Origin of the sequence: Mesorhizobium sp. ZC-5 (assembly GCF_025753855.1) — a bacterium.
GTDB lineage: Bacteria > Pseudomonadota > Alphaproteobacteria > Rhizobiales > Rhizobiaceae > Neomesorhizobium.
This window is the reverse complement of sequence record NZ_JAOWPT010000003.1, coordinates 51,769-71,975: the sequence shown is the minus strand read 5'-3', so window position 1 is coordinate 71,975 and position 20,207 is coordinate 51,769. Positions and strand designations below refer to the sequence as shown.

Here is a 20,207-nt window from a genome sequence, read left to right as displayed (position 1 = left end):
GTAGTGAGTAGTGAGTAGTGAGTAGTGAGTAGTGAACGGAAATTCCGTACTGCGGCTTTTCCTACTCCCTGTTCACTACTCACTACTCTCTTCTTCCGTCACTGCCCGGAACCTCACCAGCCCGTGATGGACGGAAAGGTTGTCGTCGTGGCGCGCTTCGGTGAATTCGACACGCAGGTTGACCAGGTGGTGGCCGTCGAGCGGCAGCGCGACATCGTTGAGCCGCTTGCGCACCAGCTCCATGATGTCGAGCGTTTCCTTCTTGCCCTTCATCTTCGACCAGACATGCAGGGTGAACAGCTGTTCGGTGCCGCTTTCGGTGCCGGTGCTCCAGTCGTAGATGCTGGTGCGCCCGAAGGTGATGTAGGGAAAGGCGACATTGGCCGGCGCCTGGTCGAAGATGCGGGCGCCGCCCAGCATCGCCACCAGCGCCGCGTCGCTCGACAGCGACGAGAAGATCGCCTTCTGCAGTTCAGCGGCCGCAGCTGTCATAGCAATCTCCCCCAGATACCTGCCGCCGCTCGCGAACCAACCGCATTGAAGCCATCGCGACGGCATCATCCCCTTGCGAAGGGTATCGCCGTTGCGCGGTTTCCGCCAGATCGCCCGCCTTGTATTTCAGTGCCCTGACAAGCCCGTCGAGCGTCAGTCGCATAGCGAGATTCATGCAATCCTCCGGAATGAGCCAGTAGCAGTGGGTACCTCAGATGTCGGGTGGTGAGGCCAGTCCCCTACTCCCTACTCCCTACTCCCTACTCCCTACTCCCTACTCCCTACTCCCTACTGTTCTTCCTTCGCCCGACAGACCAGGTAGCGGCCCGTCTCGTCCGGATCGTGGACGGTTACGATGGCGAACACCCGCGTTCCCTTGACGAAACGCATACCGCTGCGGACCCCGTCGCGCCTGCGGATGGTGATGCGGTGCGTGATGGTCTCCAGTGTCTGGTCGGCGCTGACGACGCTGTTGGCTGCCAGCGGCTCGATCAGGCCGAACAGTGAGCCGACCTCGCTCCAGCTTTCCGCATGACCGCCGAGCCCGTCGGGCAGCGGCGTTGCGGATTGCAGGACGAGTTCGTGCCGCAGCGATCCCGCATCGAGGATGAGCGAGCGCATCAGAGCTTCCTTGCCTTGTATCCCGCGATCAGTCGCTCGTAGCCGGCGGGATAGGAGGCCGGCTGGCTTTCCGGACCGAAGGCACCGCGCAGGTCGTACCAATGCGCGGTCAGCACAAGGATGGCCCGCTTCAGCGTGTCGGGAACGTCCGTCCCCGCCTCGCCGTAGCCGGCCTGAAAGTCGATCTCGATGCCGTTCATCCGCCGCAGCGGCGCCGGCGTATCCTCGAAATGAAGACGCGCCGGACGCGCCAGCACGTCGACCTGGTAAGTCGACGGCGGCACCAGCGACGCGCCGCCGTCCGCACCATAGGCAGTGACGGAAATCACGCTCCGCACCGGATGACGGGCGAGATATATCGTGCCGCTGCGCGGCCAGCGATCGAGCGCCAGCCGCCAGCTCTGGTCGATCAGCGCAATGCCGGTGGCGCGCTCCACCTCCTCGCGTGCCGCCCGGATCAGGCCGGTAAGCAGCCCGTCCTCGCTGGCGTGGCCGAGGCGCAGATGCTCCTTCACCTCGACCAGCGTTACCGGCTCGGCGCCGGGCTCCACGGTGCGAAACAGAGTCATGAAACGTCCTGAATTGTTTGATTTTCAAGGGAAATGCTTCGCCGGCGAAGCATCATCTTCTCCCCGTTCACGGGGAGAAGATGCCGGCAGGCAGATGAGGGGCGGTGCTGACCTCGCAGAAGAAAGCCAAGGTTCGTTTCGAAAGCCGCTCCGGCGAGTCATATGGTGTGGTTTTCGAGAACCGGAGCGCAGCGGACATACAAGTCCGTGAGCACCGGAAGCGGAGAAAACCGCGCCAGATGGCCGCCGGAGTAGGCTTTCGGACGAACCGTCAGCTCACGCCGTATTTCAACAGCTTGATCGCGTCGAAGTCCTGCACCCCGCCGCCGACGCGCTTGGTCGTGTAGAACAGCACGTAGGGCTTGGCGGAATACGGATCGCGCAAGACGCGCACCCCGGTCCGGTCGACGACCAGGTAGCCGCGCGAGAAATCGCCGAATGCGATCGGCGTCCCATCGGTTGCCGCGTCCGGCATGTCCTCAGCCTCCACCAGCGCAAAGCCCATCAGCATGGCCCGCTGGCCGGCTGCCGCCGGCGGCTGCCACAGATAGTTCCCGTCGGCGTCCTTGAGCTTGCGGATCGCGGCCTGCGTCTTGCGGTTCATCACCCAGCTGGCGTTCTGCCGGTATCCCGCCTTCAGCGCGTAGACCGTGTCGATCAGCACGTCGGACGGATTGCTCGCCGGCAGCGCGCCGGCAACGCCGGTCGCGACATAACCGAGATTGCCCCAGCTCCAGCTGGCTTCCGCCACCATCGTGTAATCGAGGAAACCGTGCGGCTTGTTGGTGCCGTCGCCACTGACGAAGGCAGCACCCTCCTGTTCGGCGAACGCCGCCTCGACCTCGCCCGAAATCCACTGGTCGAGATCGACGACGCTGTCTTCCAGCAGCGAGGCCGTCGCCGCCGGCATGGCGTAGAGTTCCATCGTCGGAAACTGCAGCTCGGCCAGCGTCGAGCTCGCCGTCTGCGGCCGCGCCGCCGTTTCGCCTACCCAGCCCACCGCCGGCCCGGTGATCGCGAACGGCTTCTTCAGCACCGCCGCGGACACCTGCCGCACCGACGCGATGGAGCGGATCGGCGACAGTGCGGCGAGCCGCTTGCCGATCTCGGCCTCGGTTTCGTCTGGCACCAGATAACCGCCGTCCTGGCCCGAACCGTACGACATCGCCTTGGTGTCGAGTGAACGCAGCAGCCGGTCGTCGCCGTTGCGCACATAAGCGTCGAAGGCCTGCTTGTGTTCGGTGTCGAGCACGCCGGAACGCGTTTCGCGGCCGAGCACCGGGCGGGCCTTGCTTAGCGCCATCGTGTCGAGCGCCCGCTTCTGTTCGTCGAGCACGCGCGAGATGCGCTCGACCTTGTCGGTGGTCACCACGTCGGCGGTCATGCGCTTTTCGATCTGCGCCAGCCGCTCATTGTTGGCGTCCTTGAACGCCTCGAACGAGTTCATGAATTCGTCGAAGGCGTCGGGCAGGTCGAAACTGCCGATCGCCTTGGTTTCAGGCGCCGGCGCCTGCAGGTCACTGGTCATCGAAGACTATCCTTTCCGTTGATCATGCGTGTCGCCGCGCGGATCATCTCGACGATGCCGCCCGGCGTATTCCTTGCGGCATCCCGCTCGCGGACGAGGTTGGCGAACCCCTTGGCGATCACCGCCCTGGCGTCGCCGCGTGTCAGCCCAGCATCCCGCGTGAGCCAGCGTTCGAATTCGCGTGTCGTCGGCAGCGGACGTCCGCGCCCGAAGCCCTTGATCCGCTCGACGCGGGCGTCCGGCAGCATTGGAAACGTCACCACCGAGATTTCCCAGAGATCCGCCTCGAGAATCCGACGCACGCCGCTGGCGCCGTCGTTCTTCGCCCTGATGGCGCGAAAGCCGATCGACAGCCCGTCGAGCGCGCCGCCGCGGATCAGGTTCAAAACTTCCTTCGAGCGGCTGACGCCCTCGGTCAGCCTGCCGCGCACGAACAGCCCGCGCGCGTCTTCCCGCAGTTCCGTCCAGGTGCCGATCGGTTCGCGCGGGTCGTGCTGGAACAGCATGCGCACGCCGGCCGCACCCCGCGTCCTCAGCGATTTCGCGAACGCGCCGCGTTCGACCACGTCGCGTCCCAGGTCGACGCGACCGAAAAGGCTCGCATAACCCGAGAAGGAGCCGTTGGGCTCCAGTTCATCGACGACAAGCCCGACGAATTTCCTCTCGCACAGGCGGGTGATCCAGTCAGCGTTCATCGCTTTTCCTTCGACTCTTCGACCATGCCCACCGTCCCCGTTCAAAAGCCCGCGCCAGGAGACCGAGCGCCCACCAGGTGCACAGGCTGGCCGCGGCCGATCCCATCAGCATCAGTTCGAAGCTGCCGATCGTTTCGGCGATGCCGAGTTCCGTCGCGATCTTCAGTCCGGCCGTGCCGCCGAAGACGAGGCCGCAGACCACGCCGGCGGCGAAGCGAAGTGCTGCCTCGCGGCGCCCGCTGGGCAGGATGTAGGCCAGCGACACCGCCGAACCGGCAACTGCGCCAGCACCCCGCGCCGCCCACAGCCAGGCGGCTTCGTTGAAATCGGTCATGGGTTTGGTTCCCGGATAAGGGAGGCAGTAGGGAATAGGCAGTAGGCAGTCGGGGAGATAGAGCGGCAGGAGCGCGGAGTTCCGGGCAGGAGGCCACAGCCGAAATCCCTATTGCCTACTGCCTACTGCCCACTCCCCTGCTCCTTCACCCAAAATCCCGTATTCTCGGCCTCGCCGCCGACTTCGGCAAAAGTTCCGTAATCGCCCACACCAGTGCGTCGACCCGGTCCGGCGAGCGCCCGTTGGACAGGCCGTTCGGCCCGAAATCGCACATTTCGTCTTCCAGTTCGGGGAACCGCGCCGCGTGGCGGACTTTTCGCTGCTCATAAAGCGCTGCGACCGGTTCGGCCCGCAGCCATTTCCCACGCCGCGCCCGCACCGGCTTGACCGGCACCTCTGGGTCGACGGTGGCGATCACCGCGCCCACCATGTCGCCGCCCTGGTTGATTTCGACGACCAGGCAATCCGCCTCGAGCCGATGGAACAGGCCGACCGCCGCATTCGCCCATTCCTGCGGTCGGGCGGCCCGGATGGTCGCGTCGGCCAGCACGATCGCGGTGCCGTCCCGGTCCAGTCCGGCGGCGACGATGCCGCAGGCGTCCGACGTCTTCAGCGAACTCGCCGGCGGGTCGACCGCCACCACGATCCTGCGCAGTTCGGCAGGCCGTGCCGTCTGGACCTCCTCGATCATGTCCCGCGACCACAGGGCGTCCTCGCGATCCTCGATCAGCTCGCCGTCAAGCTCCTGCCTGCCGAGCCGCGTGCCGCCATAGCGGCTGCGAACCGCCTTCAGGAAGCCGCGTGCCAGGTTCGCCGCATTGTCGGCCGTCCGCATCCGCGTCTTGACGAAATCCGGGTCGGCCATCAGCCGCTTGATCAGCGGCGTCGGTTTCGGCGTCGAGGTGACCAGCTGCCGCGGCCTTTCGCCGAGCCTCAGTCCAAACTGCAGCATGTCGAAGCAGGCTTCGGCGTTCTTCCACTTCGCTGCCTCGTCACACCAGGCGGCATCGAACTGCGGTCCCCGCAGGCTCTCGGGATCTTCGGAGGAGAAGAACTGCGCCACCGCGCCGTTGTCCCACACCAGCCTGCGCCGGCCCGTCTGGAGGCACGGCCGTCCGCGCCGCGAGATCGCCAGGATTCCCGAGACGCCCTCCACCATCACTTCGCGCACGTCGCCCAGCGTCTCGCCGACCAGGGCGATGTGGCCGTATTTCCTGCGCGGCTCGGTGAAGGGCGAGAATCCGTGCACCAGCCCGTTCACCCATTCGGCGCCGAGCCGGGTCTTGCCGGCGCCGCGCCCGCCGCTGACGAACCAGCTCACCGGTCGTTCGAACAGCAACGGATATTGCAGCGGTCGCGCGCTTCCAAACCATTCGCCGCAAACCGGTTCAGCCCAGTTCGGCGGCACGTTCTCCCGCGACCAGCCGCTCTGCAAAGGCTCGGGCGAGTTCCACGATCCGGTCGTCGATGCGTCCGAGGAGTGTGGCGAGTTCATTGTCGCTCTTTTCTTCCTGCTTGGCCGCATGCTTGCCGGCAACGGTCTCCATCCGTTCGGAGAGTTTGGCGATCGAGCTCAACGCATCCGCGTCGCCCTTGCTCAACACGCCGCCGCGCGCCTCGGCCCGCACCAGGATGCGGGCGGCGCTGCGGGCGGCAAGATCCACCATGCGCGCCGCCAACTCCCCCGCCGGCACGTCGTCGACGGCGGCAAGTGCCGTCTCCACCGCCTGGTCCTCCGGCGCGGGATCGTAGGCCACAGGCTCGGCGCCGGTCAGGAAACGGCCGATCAGCCGGTCCCATAATTCCTTGTAGGCAGCGGCGATGTCGGCGCGGCGGAAATCGAGCACCTGCCAGTTCTCATCGGCATAACGTTTGGCGACGGTGGTCAGGTGTACACCCATGACAGTGGCGATGGTCTGCTGGGTCGGCGGCGCGCCTTCGGCGATCGCGCGCACGGCCGCCCACCGTTCCGGCGGGATCGGTGCTGGCATTTTCGTCCTGTATGGTTGGTTCGGGAGAGTTTTGCCCGGAGCATTCCGGTATCGCCTTCGGAAGCCGTGGGCTTCGCCACCCACACTTTTCCGACGATAGCGATAACCTACCAGAGCACCGTCACGGTGTCAAGAATAAATTCCTATTTCGTGCAAAGAATTTTTGACCCCCTGGGTATTTGGCAAGCGGCGACCAAACTCCCGACGGCCAACCCTGACCCTTGCTCACCTACGCCAGTCGAGGCGCAACCGACCGCTTTGCGCCCCATGGCGGTCGTTGAAGTTATTGTGGCCGCCGTCCAGAAGCGGACATCCCTGCAGCTAGCCGAGGTGGCTCCTTTGCGGCAGAAGCGGATACTGGTGAGTGTGTGCTAGAGGTTGCCACGGATGAGCCCACGTGCACAAATCTCACTAATCTGGATGGTGGCTGACGATGACGAAAAGGACTGATCGAGGCGGCAAATCGTGGATCCACACGGAGATCTACCACGCCATTGAAGCGTGCGAAGCGTTGACCGGCTGCGCCTAGGTCTTTGGTAGTGGATCCGACCAGGCGTAGGCTGCTGATCGGTGGCTCCCTCCTCGGAGTTCTGATCCTTGCGGGATTGCTTCCTGCCAGGTGCGCCAGGCAGCAAATCACGAGGCAATCCGCCATGGGCGAGAACAGCCGTCCCGAGCGGCCACCGGGAGAGGCGAAGCCGTTGCTGGAGGAAGATATTGCACCGGTGCTTGCGCGCCTCGACGCCTGGTATGCGGCCCACCTGCCGCCAGACGATTATGTGTTGAATCCGCCGGCCACGGACGCGCAACTAGATGCGTTCGAGCAACTAATTGGCCTCAAGATGCCGCGGGCCTACCGACAGCTGTACCGATGGCATGATGGTGAAGAGGATGACCGGTGGGGCCACATTTATGGCCTTCCGCTGTTGTCGCTGCACCAGGCCCGGTTGCAATGGACGTCGTGGAATGAAGTGCTCGCCAGCTTTGGCGGCAATCGCTACGAAATTCCGGGGGCAGGGTGGCCGCAAGGAGCGGTAGACCCATCTTACATCAACCCGCGCTGGATACCGCTAACCGGAGACGGCTCTGGCAATCATATAGGTCTCGATTTCGATCCTTGGCCTGGCGGACGCTTAGGCCAAGTCATTATCTATGGTCGCGACGAAGATATGAAGGCGGTGCTCGCGCAATCTCTCGGTCAGTTCCTCCATTGGATCGCCGACTTGCTGGAGAGCGGCAATTTCAGGTTGGAAGTGGAACCAGAAGAACGCGTGCTGCGTCGGTTTCGATTGAAGGCCCCGCCATCAAACCACTTCCACGAAGGGGCGCGCATCCTTCTGGGCGCACCTGGCCCCTTCCTATGAGTGCAGCATCACCCGCTCGACTTGCGTGCAAGTGTAGCAGCCGCGACTGCGCCCGCTAGTTCAGCTTCGGGCCAATTCCAGACCTTGGCATCCGTGGTCGTGTGTCCGCCTTCATGTTGGATAAACTGGCAGCGGACAGTCGGCAAGCGGCCCCCATACTGTTATCGCTTTTTCAGTTCTGCCAATATTTCGCGCTGCGTCGCCAGCAACTCTTGTTGCAGTCCAATGAGGGTGTCTAGCCGCTCTTTTGTGTCAAGGCGACTGATTTCACCCTGGACCATCAGGTTCCACAATGCCTGGTTTTCGCTCAGCGCTTTACTCTCAATCAACTTACACGCCTTGAAAAATTCAGCGTTGTAGCCGTCTCTCGCGTCCGACAGCGCCGGTCCTACGCCTGGGTTTTTCAACATGGTTTCGGCTCCTTGGATCTGTTGGGGACCGTAATCTGATAGCGCGGACGAAGGTCCGCAAGAGGTCATGAAATGATGGCTGCTTTTACCACTTGGATACCCGAAAGCTGCCGATCTCCTTGCTGCCCCGTGCAGTAGTACTATGAACAGCTTCGTCTGCGTGGAAAGCGCATGGCTGCTTTTCTAGCTAGTTTGCGTAAGCTGACGTTCGACTATAGGGCTCAATGTCGCGATCGTGTCCTTAGACACAGGGTGCCTTTAGGCATGTCTATGCTGGGAATACGTTGAAATGAGAATCATGAGTCTAAACGGCTGGGGAGGCAAGCTACATGAGGCGTTGATATCGTATCTCCAATCCGACCAGCCCGACGTCCTTTGCTTACAGGAGGTGGTTCATAGCCCGGAGACCGCGAAAGATTGGCTGACCTATCGGGACGGCGACCACATTCTCCCTCAACGCGCGAATTTCTTCCAAGACGTCGCAACTGCTCTGCCCTGTCATACTGCTCTATTCTGCCCGGCCGCCCAAGGCGTGCTCTGGGATGATGACGAGGCGGTCCCTTCGCAGTGGGGGCTGGCTACGTTCGTTCACCGCTCCCTGCCGATCTCGGCGCAAGCACAAGGGTTCGTGCATAAGTCATTTTCTCCTCACGGGTACGGCGATCACCCAAGGTCGCGGTGCGCCCATGCGATCCGCGTCTATAACTACGCACGGGGACGGTCGATATGCATTGGACACATGCATGGGCTGCGCGATCTCGGCGGAAAAATGGACACCCCCGAAAGACGTGCCCAGGCTGAAAGGCTCACTGACTTGGTGAAGCAGGTCGCGGAGCCGGACGATCCCCTGATCGTGTGCGGGGACTTCAATGTCGAGCCTGAAAGCGAAACTTTCGCCGTGCTGGCCAAGATCGGGTTGACGGACTTGGTCACGAACAGAGGGTTCGAGGGAACGCGAAGCTCGTACTATCGCAAGCCAGGCAAGTTCGCCGACTACATGCTTGTGAATCAACACGTCCCAATTCGGCATTTCACGGTGGTCACCGAACCAGAAGTGTCGGACCACTGCCCGCTGGTTCTCGATATCTGACTGTGCGTCCGCTGACGGTGAAAATAAGAAACTGGCCGCTATGAGGTCGGTTGCCGAACGGCAGCTATCTGCTGGGCAAGATCCGGGATCGGACTGTCAGCTGTCGGCCCCACCACGGTCATCATATCACTCGCATCCTGCTGGCCGCTTTCGGCGCAAGCCTGGCATCCGCCGATGGAAGATGAAGAGCTGGCCTGTAGCCCAACCGCGACCGCCTGCCCGCTTGTTGCGGCTTCGCACCAGCCTTTACCCTAATCTCCATATCGGCGCGGCGCCGGGGTGATTTTCCTTGTTGGCCATCGTCAAATCGGGGAAAAGGAAGCCGCGCGGGCGACGCTGGGACTTTTCGCCCTGAAATTGCCGGTTTGGCAGCGGAAACTTCATCAGGGACGTCGCCGGAAACAGAATGGACAACCGGTCCGCAGGTGGCAGAAAACCGAGAGCGCCGAAGGCCGGCAAGCTGCTGGCTATCGACGCCTGGATCGATTCGTCCCTCTACGAAGCCGGTTTCCTGGCCAGTCAGGCCTGGGAAAATCTCACCATCTTCTTCCGGCGTTTTCGCTTCACCGGCTGGCGCCGGGCAATCGCCGAGGTGCTGAGCGAAGGCTTCACAATGGGCACCGTGGGGTCGGTGCTCATGCTGGCGCTCGCCCTGCCTGCCTTCGAGGAAACCGCCGGAGACTGGCGGACCCAGGACGATTTCGCGGTGACCTTCATGGACCGCTACGGCAACGAGATCGGCCAGCGCGGCATCATCCAGCGCGATTCGGTTCCCGTCGACGAGATGCCCGACCACGTGATCCAGGCCGTGCTCGCCACCGAGGACCGGCGCTTCTTCACGCATTTCGGCATCGATTTCCTCGGCCTTTTCCGCGCCATGCAGGAAAACGTGCGCGCCAATTCGGTTGTGCAGGGCGGCTCCACCATCACCCAGCAGCTCGCCAAGAACCTGTTTCTCACCAACGAACGCACCGTCGAGCGCAAGGTCAAGGAAGCTTTCTTGTCCCTTTGGCTCGAGATGAATTTGCCGAAGAAGGAAATCCTGCAGCTCTATCTCGACCGCGCCTATATGGGCGGCGGCACCTTCGGCATCACGGCGGCGGCCGATTTCTATTTCGGCAAGGGCGTCAAGGATCTGACGCTGCCGGAAGCTGCGATGCTTGCCGGCCTGTTCAAGGCGCCGGCGAAGTACGCCCCGCACATCAACCTGCCCGCTGCCCGCGCCCGCGCCAACGAAGTGCTGACCAACATGGTGCAGGGCGGCTTCATGACCGAAGGCCAGGTGCTCTCGGCGCGGCTGCATCCGGCAAGCGTCGTCGACCGTGGTGACGTGAAGAGCCCCGATTATTTCCTCGACTGGGCCTTCGAGGAGGCCAAGCGCGTCGCGCAGAAATCGGGCGTTCATTCCATAGTCGCCCGCACCACCATCGACATGAATATCCAGAAGGCGGCCGAGGAGGCGCTCGAGTTCCATCTGCGCCAGTACGGCAAGGACTACCGCGCCGCCGAGGGCGCGATCGTGGTGCTGGAGAACAACGGCGCCGTGCGTGCCGTCGTCGGCGGCCGGGATTACGGCACCAGCCAGTTCAACCGCGCGACCAAGGCGCTGCGGCAGGCCGGCTCGTCATTCAAGCCCTATGTCTACGCCACCGCGATGGAGCACGATTTCACGCCGGATTCGGCGGTTTCCGGAGGCCCGATCTCCTGGGGAACCTGGTCGCCGAAAAACTATTCACGCGGCTATTACGGCAAGATGAACCTCACCACTGCCTTGGTGAAGTCGATCAACACGGTGCCGGTGCGTCTCGCCAAGGATCATCTGGGGGTCAAGCCGATCGTCGAGCTGGCGCATGCGATGGGCGTGGAATCGCCGCTCGAAGTGTTCAAGACCACCGTGCTCGGCACCTCCGGGATGACGGTGATGGACCAGGCGACCGGCTACAACACCTTCGCCAATGGCGGCTTTGCCGGCACGCGGCACGCCATCAACCAATTGCTCACGCATAATGGCGAGCTGGTCTACGATTTCGAGCGCGACGCGCCGAAACCGAAGCGCGTGCTGTCGGAAAAGGCCGCGTCGGAGATGAATTCGATGTTGGTGCAAGTGCCGGAATGGGGCACGGCGCGCCGTGCGGCGCTGCCGCTGATCCGCTCCGCCGGCAAGACCGGCACCACCCAGGGCTACCGCGACGCGTGGTATGTCGGCTTCACCGGCAACTACACGGCCGCCGTCTGGATGGGCAACGATGACTTCACCCCGACCAACGACATGACTGGCGGCTCACTGCCGGCGATGACGTGGCAGCGGCTCATGGCCTATGCCCACCAGAACGTCGAGTTGAAACCCATACCCGGTATCGAAAATCCATTCGTCGATCCCAAGCTCGTCGCCGAGGCCGCCGCCAAGAAGAAACCCGTCGATGCCGCCGACGCGCCGGAGGATGAGCGCCCGGCAGTCCTGTCGGTGGCAACCTCAAAGGTTCTGAAAGAAATGTCGGAAGATTTCAGACTGGCGCCGCCGATCCGGACTCCGCCCAAGTCCGAGACCCTTTCCGCGCTCTAGAACCTCTCGCGTTTGATCGGTCAACGGGCATACTGGAAGTACAGGATAAGCTTCCCGCCTTGCCTCTGTCGCCCGACGCGGGCTATTGCCATCCTCGATGTCACCAGCCGGCGCCTAATGCTCAAAACCGTATTCCTTTCCCTCCTTGTCCTTGCCATCGCCATCGGCGGCGGCGCGGCGAGCGTCTGGTACGCGCTGCAGGCTCGGGAGGGAATCGGTGCAGTCGCGGTCGGTCCGTGGACGACCTTTCCCGACCTTGGCACGCCGCAGGCCGATCCCTATTCCAAGGCCCGCATCGCACGCGAAGGGGTGCTGTCGCTCGGACTGACGGAGGGGCTGACATTCATTGCCCAGAAGGATTCCGATGGCGGCGTCCTGCGGAGGGATTGCAACTATACGATCGATGGCACATTCCCGCCGGCGCGCTTCTGGACGCTCTATGCCGCCGAACCGTCGCGGGCAGTAATCCAGGGCGGACACCTCAGGCCGCCTGCACTGCATTCCAGTGAAGTATTGCGCCGTGCCGACAACGCCGTATCCATCGCGGTCGGCCGGGATCCGACACAAGGCAATTGGCTGCCGGTGGCGGGCGCCGGGCCGATGTCGTTCGTGCTGACGCTCTATGACAGCCCGGCGGCCAGCAGTTCGGGCATTGCCGATGTGGCGTTGCCGCGGATCGCGAAGGCGGCATGCAATGATTAGGAGGTTGGCCTACGCGATACTTGTCGGACTGGTCGGCGCTGGCATCGTCCATATCGCGATACTCCTGATGCTACCCTCTTTTTCCGAACGCGACGCATGGTCGAAGCTGGCCGCCAGTGCGGAGCCCTACGCGGTCACCCGCTTAGCGCCAGCGGAAGGCCAGCCTTCGGTATTGCGCTCGCCCGATCCGTTTTTCAACGCGATCGCCTGCCGCTTCGATCTCGGCGAAGGTATCGCCCACCTGACCGCCGAGGGCAGCGTCCCGTTCTGGTCCGCTTCCGTCTACGACCGCAACGGCCAGAACATCTACAGCTTCAACGACCGCACATCGGCCAACGGATCGCTGGATTTCGTGATCGCGACGCCGCTGCAGATGACCGAGATGCGCAAGAACCTGCCGGCTGAATTCGAGGCGTCGGTGTTCGTCGAGGCCGACATCGGCGAAGGAATCGTAGTGATCCGGAGTTTCGTGCCGGATGCGAGCTGGAAACCGGTTATCAGCGGTTATCTCGACAGCGTGACATGCCGCATCGGTTGACGGCATCCCCGGTTCCACCGGGCCGAGGCTAGAAACATCTCTCAGTGGTGCAGCGGACCGGGATTTCGCTGGTCTGTTCGCTTGTCCGTAGGTGCTGAGCCGTCGGATTTTGCATCCGTTGACCGTTCGTAGCGGACACCTGGAAAGATGATGACGGATGCCGGCACCGAATGGTCGTCGGTGCGGCGGTTTTTTGCCGCTGGCCGCGGCACAAAAGACACTATGCTGCCCATGACTTCGCGCTTTCCCTCTCGGCATGACCGGAGCAGTACGCAACGCCTCCGTGATGATTACGCGCAGCAGACGGTTAACACCTTCCTAACGGATCACAGCTAAATTTATTCAAGTGTCGAGGTTTCCGGTGCTCCAGCCAAGGCTGGTCGCGTCGATCTTGATGCGGTGTTTGTAAAGTTGCGTCAGGCGTTCTCCACGTGTCATCCTCGGATTTCAGGCAAATCGCCATCAGCGGTGAAACGGAACGGGCCGACAGGCTTTTCCGGGCAGCTGTGTCCGCGTTCTGCTCCCTCACCCGCCCGTCTCGGCGCGAGATCGAGCAGCTGGAGGATCTGGCGTTTCCACTGTTCGATGCGGTCTCCGTGGAATCCAAGCGCTATGTGGCCGCCGCCCTGTCGGAATGCACCTACCCTCCCCCCGCGCTCGTCCGCCGCCTCTGCGACGCCACTGTCGATATCGCGGCCCCGCTGCTCATCCGTTCGGCGGCACTCAGCGACGTCGATCTCATCGCCCTGATTGGCCGTCACGGCCTGCCGCACGCCCGGGCCATCGCGCGCCGTCCGGGCCTCAACAAGACGATCTCCGATCTGGTAAGAGCGCTGACCGCTTCGACCCCGCCGACAAACACCCCGTCAGGACCGGAAGGCCTCGGCCGAAGCGTGCCCATCGCTTCAAACGACACGCCGGCCTCCTCCGAGCCGAAATCCGATGTCGACAGGGTAAGGCAGCGGCTGCGCGCGATGATGCGCTCCGCCGACGCGCAGGATACCGAGCCCCTGGTGATTCAGAGGGCGAGCGCAGAGGATTTCGGAAAACTTCTCTCCACCGCGCTGTCCGGCAACCGCGCCTTCTTCCAGACCGCGCTTGCCGATGTGCTCGAAGTCAGGTTCCAGTTCGCCAAATCCCTGACGGAAGATGCCCACTACACGGGTCTGATCCCCGCCCTGCGCGCGCTTGAACTATCGGAAGAACAAGCCTTCCTGCTGATCGCCGCGCTGTTTCCGATGGCCGTCAACGGCATCCAGGCAATCCGGACATTCCTCGACCACTACCGCCTCTGCAATGTCGAGGCGGCACGCATGTGGCTACGGGCCAGCGAGGAAACGGCGCAGGCCGCACCTACGTCCGGGGGCTGGCAGGCCGACGACACCCCGCGCCGCCCGGCATTCGGCGCTATCTGAATTTCGCGAGGAAGGCGTCGATCTCTTTCCAGTATTCTTCCGTCGCCTTGGTCTTCGGCAGCAATGTCCGCGATCCATGGAACCCCGCGCCGCCCGGCACAAACTGCGTCTTGTCGGCGGACGCTGTCGCCTCGAAGATCTGCCTGGTGGCGGGGGCTTCCCGGTTGCTCGACGTTATGAACACCGGAACCCGGACCTTCGCCGCAGCCTCCCTGACCGAGGGCTTGCCGTCGAAATATTCCGCCGGAGAAAACGACAGGATGCCGGAAATCTCCGGATGTTCTCCGGCGAGCACGATTGCCAGCGCCGCCGAATAACTCGATCCCCAGACAAGGATCCTGCCCGCGAGCTGTTTCTGCCTCGCCCACAGCAACGCCGCCTCGAGGTCCGGCAATGCATCGGCATGCACCCAGTAGGTCCCGGCAGCCCCTTTCGCCGTCTCGTTTTCCTGGCCGTTGTAGGTGCCGCCCGAGCGCTGGTCGATCGCCAGCACGGCAAATCCCTGGTCGACCAGCAGCGGCGCGATGTCGTTGTATTCGGCACGGCCGGAAGACGCTTGGTGAAACGCCAGGATCAGCGGATCGTCGGCGTCCCGGCCCGCATAATAATCCCCGTAGACGGTGACGCCGTCGGCAGCCTTGAAAGACACCGCCTCCTTGGCGTTCGATGATGCAGCGAAGCCGAAGAACAGAATGGCGGCCAGCACGCGCGGGACGATCGAAACTCTCATGGCGTTCCGGCTGGCGCCACGGGAATGAACATGGACCAGCGCTGCTGGGCGCGCGGAACCAACGCCGGGTCGTTGTGATAGACGCGGATGATCGGCGCATCGGATTTTCGATAGCCCCATGCCGGCAACAGGTCGGCTACCAGCCGCTGGTAATCGGCATGCGTATCCACAAGGCTGCCGCGTCGGTGCCACACGGCGTGGAGGCCGCCATCGACGGCTGCGACCGGCAGCTTCGTCTCGCGCAGGCCTTCCTCAGGCATCATCACCAGCATCCGGCAGTTGCATTGCGAACCCTGCTCCGCAAAAGGATCGTCCTGGCTGGCCTTCGCGACCGCCACGGGAAAGCGCTGTATCAGCGGCCGCGCCAACCCAAGCAGGTGTCCGAATTCGCCGGAGAGAGCTTCCCCCGCGCCGCGAAAATCGACGGATATGCTGCGACGCGACGGGATCGACACAATGGCGGGAGGAATATCCGTTGCATTAATCCTGATCTCGCCATTCGCAACCTTGCTGGGCGTCGCGCCGAAGACCGAACGGAAAGCACGGCAAAAAGCCTGGGTCGATTCAAACTGCGCTTCATCGGCCGCTTCCCGGATCGATCCGCCTGCCAAAAGCCGCTTGCGCGATCGTTCGAGCCGCAAGCGGCGGACCATCGAAAGCGGCGTTTCCTCGGTCAGGTCCTGGAAGACACGCAGGAAATGATAGGGCGAGAAACAAGCCATGTCGGCCAGCATCCGCACATCGATGTCGTCATCGAGCCGCAGATCGATATGCCTCACCGTGCGCCCGATGCGCCGCCGGTGGCTTGTGTATGTGGACGCCTTCAAACGGTTCTCCTCGAAGGCCGATTATTGCACGGACAAGAGGCGGAAAAAGTGACTGAAATTGCGAAATTTCACGCTACAGGCCGCAGGACCCTTGGATCACGACTCGACAGATCCGATCAGATCGCTCAGCCCGAGCTTGCCGGCTTCGATCTCGACGATCCAGATGTCGTAATCGAAACGCTGTTCCTTATCGAGCCTGAGATCGATCGCCGCCGCATCTGTGCTGGTCATCAGTTCGGCAAACCGGCGATCGTCGAGGCGACCCTCGCCATACGCGGTCTGCGACGCAGGCCCATAAAGCGTGATCTCCCCCAGCCGGTTTCTCGAAACGATGAAGACCGCTCCCGCCTCGGTGGCGCCGCGTTTTGCCACCGCCGCGAAACCGCCATCAGAAAAGACCCGGCGGACAAGGGCCGAAACCCAAAAATCGGTGGTTACACGCATCGATGATTTCCGCCTGAAGAAGAAGTGAGGACATAGCATTGCTTTTCGCGAGCCGGCCAGCCTCAACTCGGCGCAACGATTTGGGCCTGGTAACCGTTTGTGTCTGGGAGCGGACAAGATTGTAACGCCTGAACTCGCCTCGCTACCGGGTAGCCTTCTAAAAATCGTCGCGAGGAGTGGATGGCTGCGTGGCTCAGACTGAGCAGTTCAAGGCACGCCGCTCAGAGGAGAGATCGAAATGAAGTATCTGTTGGCTCTTGGCATCGCGCTTTTTTCGATATCCTCGGTTGCGTCCGAGATTGTTATCCAACCGGTTACCTTGCGGCGGGGGATGGAAGGGGACACCAAGCAATCCGGAGCCTTGGACAAGCCGGAGAACTATATCAAGAACAAGGTCTATGCTGAGCAGAAGGAGATGTCGTCAAAAGCCGGAATTGATATCGATCAATTCCTCGACAAGATCTATGCAAACGCATTTATGAAGAAGCCTCCTCCCGACCGGTCGCTTCATTATCAATTGTTCTACAATTCCATCTCAGCTCCGAATTGCAAAAAAGAATATCTTATTCAAAGGGTAAAGCAAACCAAAATATATTATAAAAAGAATGGAAAAATTGCGGAAAAATCTGAAAAATACTTGGTGGAAGTTTTCAAACTAAACAGTTACAGGCAAACCAAGCGCGCGGACGCTCACCATCAGTTTCATTTCCTGGGAAAAGCCACATCAAGAAAGACGGTGGTGGACATCGAAGTCGGCTGCGGCGAGATCAGCGGCGTCGCCGCAGGCTTTGCCTGGCCCTTTGACCGAAAGATACTATACAAGCTGGCTCAGGATTATTCCGACAAGATCGGCCTGTACGAGAAAATCGATTTCGAGTTCTCCAGGTCGTACAGCTTCACCTCGGAGTTCGACCGTAGTGGACACAAGATAACTTGGCCCGATTTTTTACAGAGCAATCTCTGACTGGCGGTTCCTTCTGAACTCGCGCTCCTAATTGGTCAGGCCGATCTCGCGCATTTTCGCATAAAGCGCTTCATCGGGCTCGCCGGTGACCGGCAGGTCGAATAGCGACTGGAATTCACGGATGGCGCTTTTGGTCTTCGAGCCGATGACGCCGTCGATTTCGATGCCTTCATTGCCGAAGGCCTTCAGGCCGGCCTGGACCTTGAGGACAAGCGGATCGGAGGCCGGCAGCCCGGCCGTTTGCACCTGGTCGCTGGTTTCCCGCGGCGCTGGCGCCGGCGTGGACACGATGCCGGCCGTCGTCTGTTTGGCACCAAGCTGGGTCAGAAGTTCGTCATCGATCGCGCCCGAGGCCGGCAGCCCAACCTTCTTGCGGTAGCTGGCGATCGCGGCGCTGGTGTTCGGTCCGGCGATGCCGTCGACGGTGCCCGTATAGAAATCGAGATCGCGCAAAATCCCCTGCACCTGCTCGACGACGGGATCGGGCTTTGGCTGGGGAAGCTGGACCGGCTCCCGCTCGATGCGGATCGTGGTCTCGTTCTCTCCATCATCGAGCCCGGGCATGCCGGTTTCGAAATCCGGCGCGACGTAAGTCTGGTCCAGGTTGCGCGTCGAGAAGAACGCACCTGAATGGAAATGCGGCTGATACCAGAGCGCGTTCGCCGAAACGAACGTCAAGGCGACGAGGAACGCCGTCGTCCCGCCGACAAGCACCGGGTTGCGCGAGATGGCACCGCCAAGTGCTACCGCGCCGTTGCGCATGAAAACCACATGGGCCGGCCTCTTAGGCCGTTTTGCGGAGCGAGCCATCGGTTCCCTCTTTGCTGGCCGTTGTCTTGACTGTGATTTCCCGGACATCATGCTCTTCCCGCTTCGGCGCCGGGCCGGCAACCGGCAGGCTGATCGTCACTGTGGTGCCCTCGTTCGGAGCGCTTTCGATGCTCATCGTTCCGTCATGAAGGGTCACCAGCCCCTTTACCAGCGAAAGGCCGAGCCCGGTCCCTTCGAACTGTCTCGTATAATCGTTCTGAACCTGCACGAACGGCTTGCCCAGTCGTGAAAGATCGTCGGCGCCAATACCGATTCCGGTATCACTCACCCAAAAGTGCAGCCGCGAACCGACCCGCTTGGCACCGATCGTCACGGCGCCGCCGTCTGGCGTGAACTTGATCGCGTTGCAGGCAAGATTGATCAGCATCTGCTGGATCGCCCGGCGGTCGCCGCTGATTTCGCCGACATTCGGGCCAAGGTCGATGCTGAATGTGATCGCCTTCGCTTCGGCCTGGAACTTCATCATCGAGTGGCACATTGCCACCGCGTCATTGAACCGGAATGGTTCGAGGTGGATCGCGTAGGTGCCCGACTCGATCTTGGAAACGTCGAGGATCGAGTTGACCACGCTGAGCAGATGCTCGCCAGACTGCTTGATCAGGCCGACATATTCTTTCTGCCTCGGATCGGAAAAGCTGCCGCACATTTCATAGCCGAGCATGTCCGAGAAGCCGATGATGGCGTTGAGCGGCGTGCGAAGTTCATGGCTGACGGCGGCGAGAAATCGTCCCTTGGTGATTTCGCCGCTGTTTGCCGCTTCGGTCGCCGATGCCGCGGCGTCGCGCAAGGCGATGATCTCGGCATTTGACCGGACGACCGCAACGAAACCGGCATCGTCATTGCCGTTTCGGGCAAGCTCGATGGCGAATGCCTGGTAGTTGCCGCCGCGCTGCTCCGCGGTCTCGTTCGGCAAGCGGAGCCGCAGTTCGACCTGCCGGAAAGCGGCGCCACCGCGCAGATCGGCAAGCGCGCAGAGATAGCCGACCCGGTCGGCCACGTGGATGCGCTCGAACAGCCCGTTGCCCAGCAGCAGTTCCGGCGCCAGCCGCAGCATATCACGCGACTTGCCGGAAACGTCGGTGATTTCGCCGTTCTGGCCAAGCCGAAAAACCACCGCGTTGATGACATCTTCCAGCACGACCGGATCTTCATCCGTCTCGGCGGTTGCATCGCGTTCGAACAGTCCGGCAATCCGCAGGCCGACCGTCGCTGCATAGAGGAGCGGCAGCAGCCACTGCCATGCGGAAATCGCCCCGATGCCGGCAAACTGCCCGAGCATCGGCTGCATCGAGAGCGCGGCCACGGCGACCCCAAGCCCGAGAGCCGCGGCTTTTCGTGTCCGCCATATCCAGGCCGATTCGAAAACAAACGCCGCAAGCATCATCAAAAGCGGAGAAGTCGCTCCGCCGCCGCCTGCTATGACTGCGGCGGCGGGAAACGGAGAAATCAGGAGCACGGATACGCTGGCCAGTCTGTCGCGTCCAGTCGAGACGACGAGAAGTGCCGCGAACCAGCATGCACCGAAGACGGCGAAGATCGCAGCCAGTGTCGCCGCCGGCCCGAACGGACCGAAGAAACTCTGGCCGATTGCACAGGCAGCGAAGAACGGAGCGATCAGCAGAACCGAGAGCAACCGTCGATGACGCTCGCGCTGCGCGGCGTCGGTGATCGAGGGATGCACCAGCCGGTCGCAACCGGCCGACATTCCCGCAAACCACTCATTGGATTTGGTTGCACACAGACTCAACAAAACGCACTCGCACTTGCCCGGCTTCACGGGTCGCTTTTGATTGATACCGAAACTCTCATCGAGCTTTTAAGGAATGGATAAAGCGCAGCCATCCGACACCGCATACGAGGCCGATATTGGGTCGCGGGCAGCGAAATACCCAGTCACTTCGCCCCATAGTAAACAGTCGGTTATGATCGATTGGGGTCGCCATTCATGCCCGACGCAAGGGAATGGTCAGGAAAAACATTAGAAAACAATGATATAGATGGTCAATAAAAGATTAAGCCAAACGTTCGGAAACGAAACGAATGAGAGGTCATTAAAATTTGAATCGTATTTGTCGAAAAGTCGAATGCGCCGGACAATC

General features: G+C 62.0%; 22 protein-coding genes. 7 read left to right on the top strand and 15 right to left on the bottom strand.

Annotated elements, in window-relative coordinates; translation table 11 throughout:
* Positions 1-75: 75 nt before the first annotated feature.
* The 9 genes from OHD58_RS08880 to OHD58_RS08840 all read right to left on the bottom strand — a co-directional run bounded on the left by OHD58_RS08880 (position 76) and on the right by OHD58_RS08840 (position 6,230).
* Positions 76-492, bottom strand: a complete 417-nt coding sequence (locus OHD58_RS08880) for a DUF3168 domain-containing protein (protein ID WP_263802847.1) — start codon at positions 490-492, stop codon at positions 76-78.
* Positions 473-667 (bottom strand): hypothetical protein, encoded by a 195-nt coding sequence (locus OHD58_RS08875; RefSeq protein WP_263802846.1) that lies wholly within the window; start codon positions 665-667, stop codon positions 473-475. The genes OHD58_RS08880 and OHD58_RS08875 overlap by 20 nt, the downstream gene beginning before the upstream one ends.
* A gap of 113 nt (positions 668-780) precedes the next feature.
* Positions 781-1,113, bottom strand: a complete 333-nt coding sequence (locus tag OHD58_RS08870; protein ID WP_263802845.1) for a phage head closure protein — start codon at positions 1,111-1,113, stop codon at positions 781-783.
* Positions 1,113-1,682, bottom strand: a complete 570-nt coding sequence (locus OHD58_RS08865; protein ID WP_263802844.1) for a head-tail connector protein — start codon at positions 1,680-1,682, stop codon at positions 1,113-1,115. Before OHD58_RS08865 ends, OHD58_RS08870 begins: the two co-directional genes overlap by 1 nt.
* A gap of 271 nt (positions 1,683-1,953) precedes the next feature.
* Complete coding sequence (locus OHD58_RS08860; protein WP_263802843.1) at positions 1,954-3,210, bottom strand: phage major capsid protein; 1,257 nt, start codon at positions 3,208-3,210, stop codon at positions 1,954-1,956.
* Positions 3,207-3,905 (bottom strand): HK97 family phage prohead protease, encoded by a 699-nt coding sequence (locus tag OHD58_RS08855; RefSeq protein ID WP_263802842.1) that lies wholly within the window; start codon positions 3,903-3,905, stop codon positions 3,207-3,209. The genes OHD58_RS08860 and OHD58_RS08855 overlap by 4 nt, the downstream gene beginning before the upstream one ends.
* Positions 3,895-4,239 carry a DUF6107 family protein gene (locus OHD58_RS08850; protein ID WP_263802841.1) on the bottom strand — a complete coding sequence of 115 codons (345 nt, stop codon included), beginning with the start codon at positions 4,237-4,239 and terminating at the stop codon, positions 3,895-3,897. The genes OHD58_RS08855 and OHD58_RS08850 overlap by 11 nt, the downstream gene beginning before the upstream one ends.
* Before the next feature lie 145 nt (positions 4,240-4,384).
* Positions 4,385-5,734 (bottom strand): DNA-packaging protein, encoded by a 1,350-nt coding sequence (locus OHD58_RS08845; RefSeq protein WP_263802840.1) that lies wholly within the window; start codon positions 5,732-5,734, stop codon positions 4,385-4,387.
* The gene (locus OHD58_RS08840; protein WP_263802839.1) at positions 5,628-6,230 is read right to left on the bottom strand and encodes a hypothetical protein; all 603 of its coding nucleotides are present in this window, start codon (positions 6,228-6,230) and stop codon (positions 5,628-5,630) included. Before OHD58_RS08840 ends, OHD58_RS08845 begins: the two co-directional genes overlap by 107 nt.
* A gap of 653 nt (positions 6,231-6,883) precedes the next feature.
* Between OHD58_RS08840 and OHD58_RS08835 the strand changes: the two genes are divergently transcribed.
* Positions 6,884-7,594 carry an SMI1/KNR4 family protein gene (locus tag OHD58_RS08835; RefSeq protein WP_263802838.1) on the top strand — a complete coding sequence of 237 codons (711 nt, stop codon included), beginning with the start codon at positions 6,884-6,886 and terminating at the stop codon, positions 7,592-7,594.
* Positions 7,595-7,755: 161 nt separating this feature from the next.
* Here the strand turns inward: OHD58_RS08835 and OHD58_RS08830 are convergent, their stop codons facing one another.
* Positions 7,756-8,004 carry a hypothetical protein gene (locus tag OHD58_RS08830; RefSeq protein WP_263802837.1) on the bottom strand — a complete coding sequence of 83 codons (249 nt, stop codon included), beginning with the start codon at positions 8,002-8,004 and terminating at the stop codon, positions 7,756-7,758.
* Between the two features lie 289 nt (positions 8,005-8,293).
* On the opposite strand from OHD58_RS08830, the gene OHD58_RS08825 reads away from it, so the two are divergent.
* The 5 genes from OHD58_RS08825 (at position 8,294) to OHD58_RS08805 (ending at position 14,312) form a co-directional block, all read left to right on the top strand.
* Entirely contained in the window at positions 8,294-9,094 is an 801-nt protein-coding gene (locus tag OHD58_RS08825) for an endonuclease/exonuclease/phosphatase family protein (protein WP_263802836.1), read from the top strand.
* Positions 9,095-9,500: 406 nt separating this feature from the next.
* Positions 9,501-11,657 carry a transglycosylase domain-containing protein gene (locus tag OHD58_RS08820; protein WP_263802835.1) on the top strand — a complete coding sequence of 719 codons (2,157 nt, stop codon included), beginning with the start codon at positions 9,501-9,503 and terminating at the stop codon, positions 11,655-11,657.
* Between the two features lie 117 nt (positions 11,658-11,774).
* Complete coding sequence (locus OHD58_RS08815) at positions 11,775-12,359, top strand: DUF1214 domain-containing protein (protein ID WP_263802834.1); 585 nt, start codon at positions 11,775-11,777, stop codon at positions 12,357-12,359.
* Positions 12,352-12,897 (top strand): DUF1254 domain-containing protein, encoded by a 546-nt coding sequence (locus OHD58_RS08810; protein WP_263802833.1) that lies wholly within the window; start codon positions 12,352-12,354, stop codon positions 12,895-12,897. Before OHD58_RS08815 ends, OHD58_RS08810 begins: the two co-directional genes overlap by 8 nt.
* A gap of 431 nt (positions 12,898-13,328) precedes the next feature.
* Entirely contained in the window at positions 13,329-14,312 is a 984-nt protein-coding gene (locus OHD58_RS08805) for a hypothetical protein (RefSeq protein WP_263802832.1), read from the top strand.
* On the opposite strand, the gene OHD58_RS08800 is transcribed toward OHD58_RS08805, so the two are convergent.
* The 3 genes from OHD58_RS08800 to OHD58_RS08790 form a co-directional block, all read right to left on the bottom strand.
* A complete protein-coding gene (locus OHD58_RS08800; RefSeq protein WP_263802830.1) occupies positions 14,305-15,042 on the bottom strand; it encodes an alpha/beta hydrolase in 738 nt (245 codons plus the stop codon). The genes OHD58_RS08805 and OHD58_RS08800 overlap by 8 nt on opposite strands.
* Positions 15,039-15,869, bottom strand: a complete 831-nt coding sequence (locus OHD58_RS08795) for a helix-turn-helix domain-containing protein (RefSeq protein ID WP_263802829.1) — start codon at positions 15,867-15,869, stop codon at positions 15,039-15,041. The genes OHD58_RS08800 and OHD58_RS08795 overlap by 4 nt, the downstream gene beginning before the upstream one ends.
* 96 nt (positions 15,870-15,965) lie before the next feature.
* A complete protein-coding gene (locus OHD58_RS08790; protein ID WP_263802828.1) occupies positions 15,966-16,313 on the bottom strand; it encodes a DUF1491 family protein in 348 nt (115 codons plus the stop codon).
* A 238-nt stretch (positions 16,314-16,551) separates the two neighbouring features.
* Here OHD58_RS08790 and OHD58_RS08785 point away from each other — a divergent pair, with 238 nt between their 5' ends.
* The gene (locus tag OHD58_RS08785) at positions 16,552-17,277 is read left to right on the top strand and encodes a hypothetical protein (protein ID WP_263802827.1); all 726 of its coding nucleotides are present in this window, start codon (positions 16,552-16,554) and stop codon (positions 17,275-17,277) included.
* A 27-nt stretch (positions 17,278-17,304) separates the two neighbouring features.
* On the opposite strand, the gene OHD58_RS08780 is transcribed toward OHD58_RS08785, so the two are convergent.
* Both OHD58_RS08780 and OHD58_RS08775 read right to left on the bottom strand, forming a co-directional pair.
* Positions 17,305-18,087 (bottom strand): peptidoglycan-binding protein, encoded by a 783-nt coding sequence (locus OHD58_RS08780; protein WP_263802826.1) that lies wholly within the window; start codon positions 18,085-18,087, stop codon positions 17,305-17,307.
* Positions 18,062-19,813: a PAS domain-containing sensor histidine kinase gene (locus tag OHD58_RS08775; protein WP_263802825.1), complete on the bottom strand. Its 1,752-nt coding sequence runs from the start codon at positions 19,811-19,813 to the stop codon at positions 18,062-18,064. Before OHD58_RS08775 ends, OHD58_RS08780 begins: the two co-directional genes overlap by 26 nt.
* Positions 19,814-20,207 lie beyond the last annotated feature (394 nt).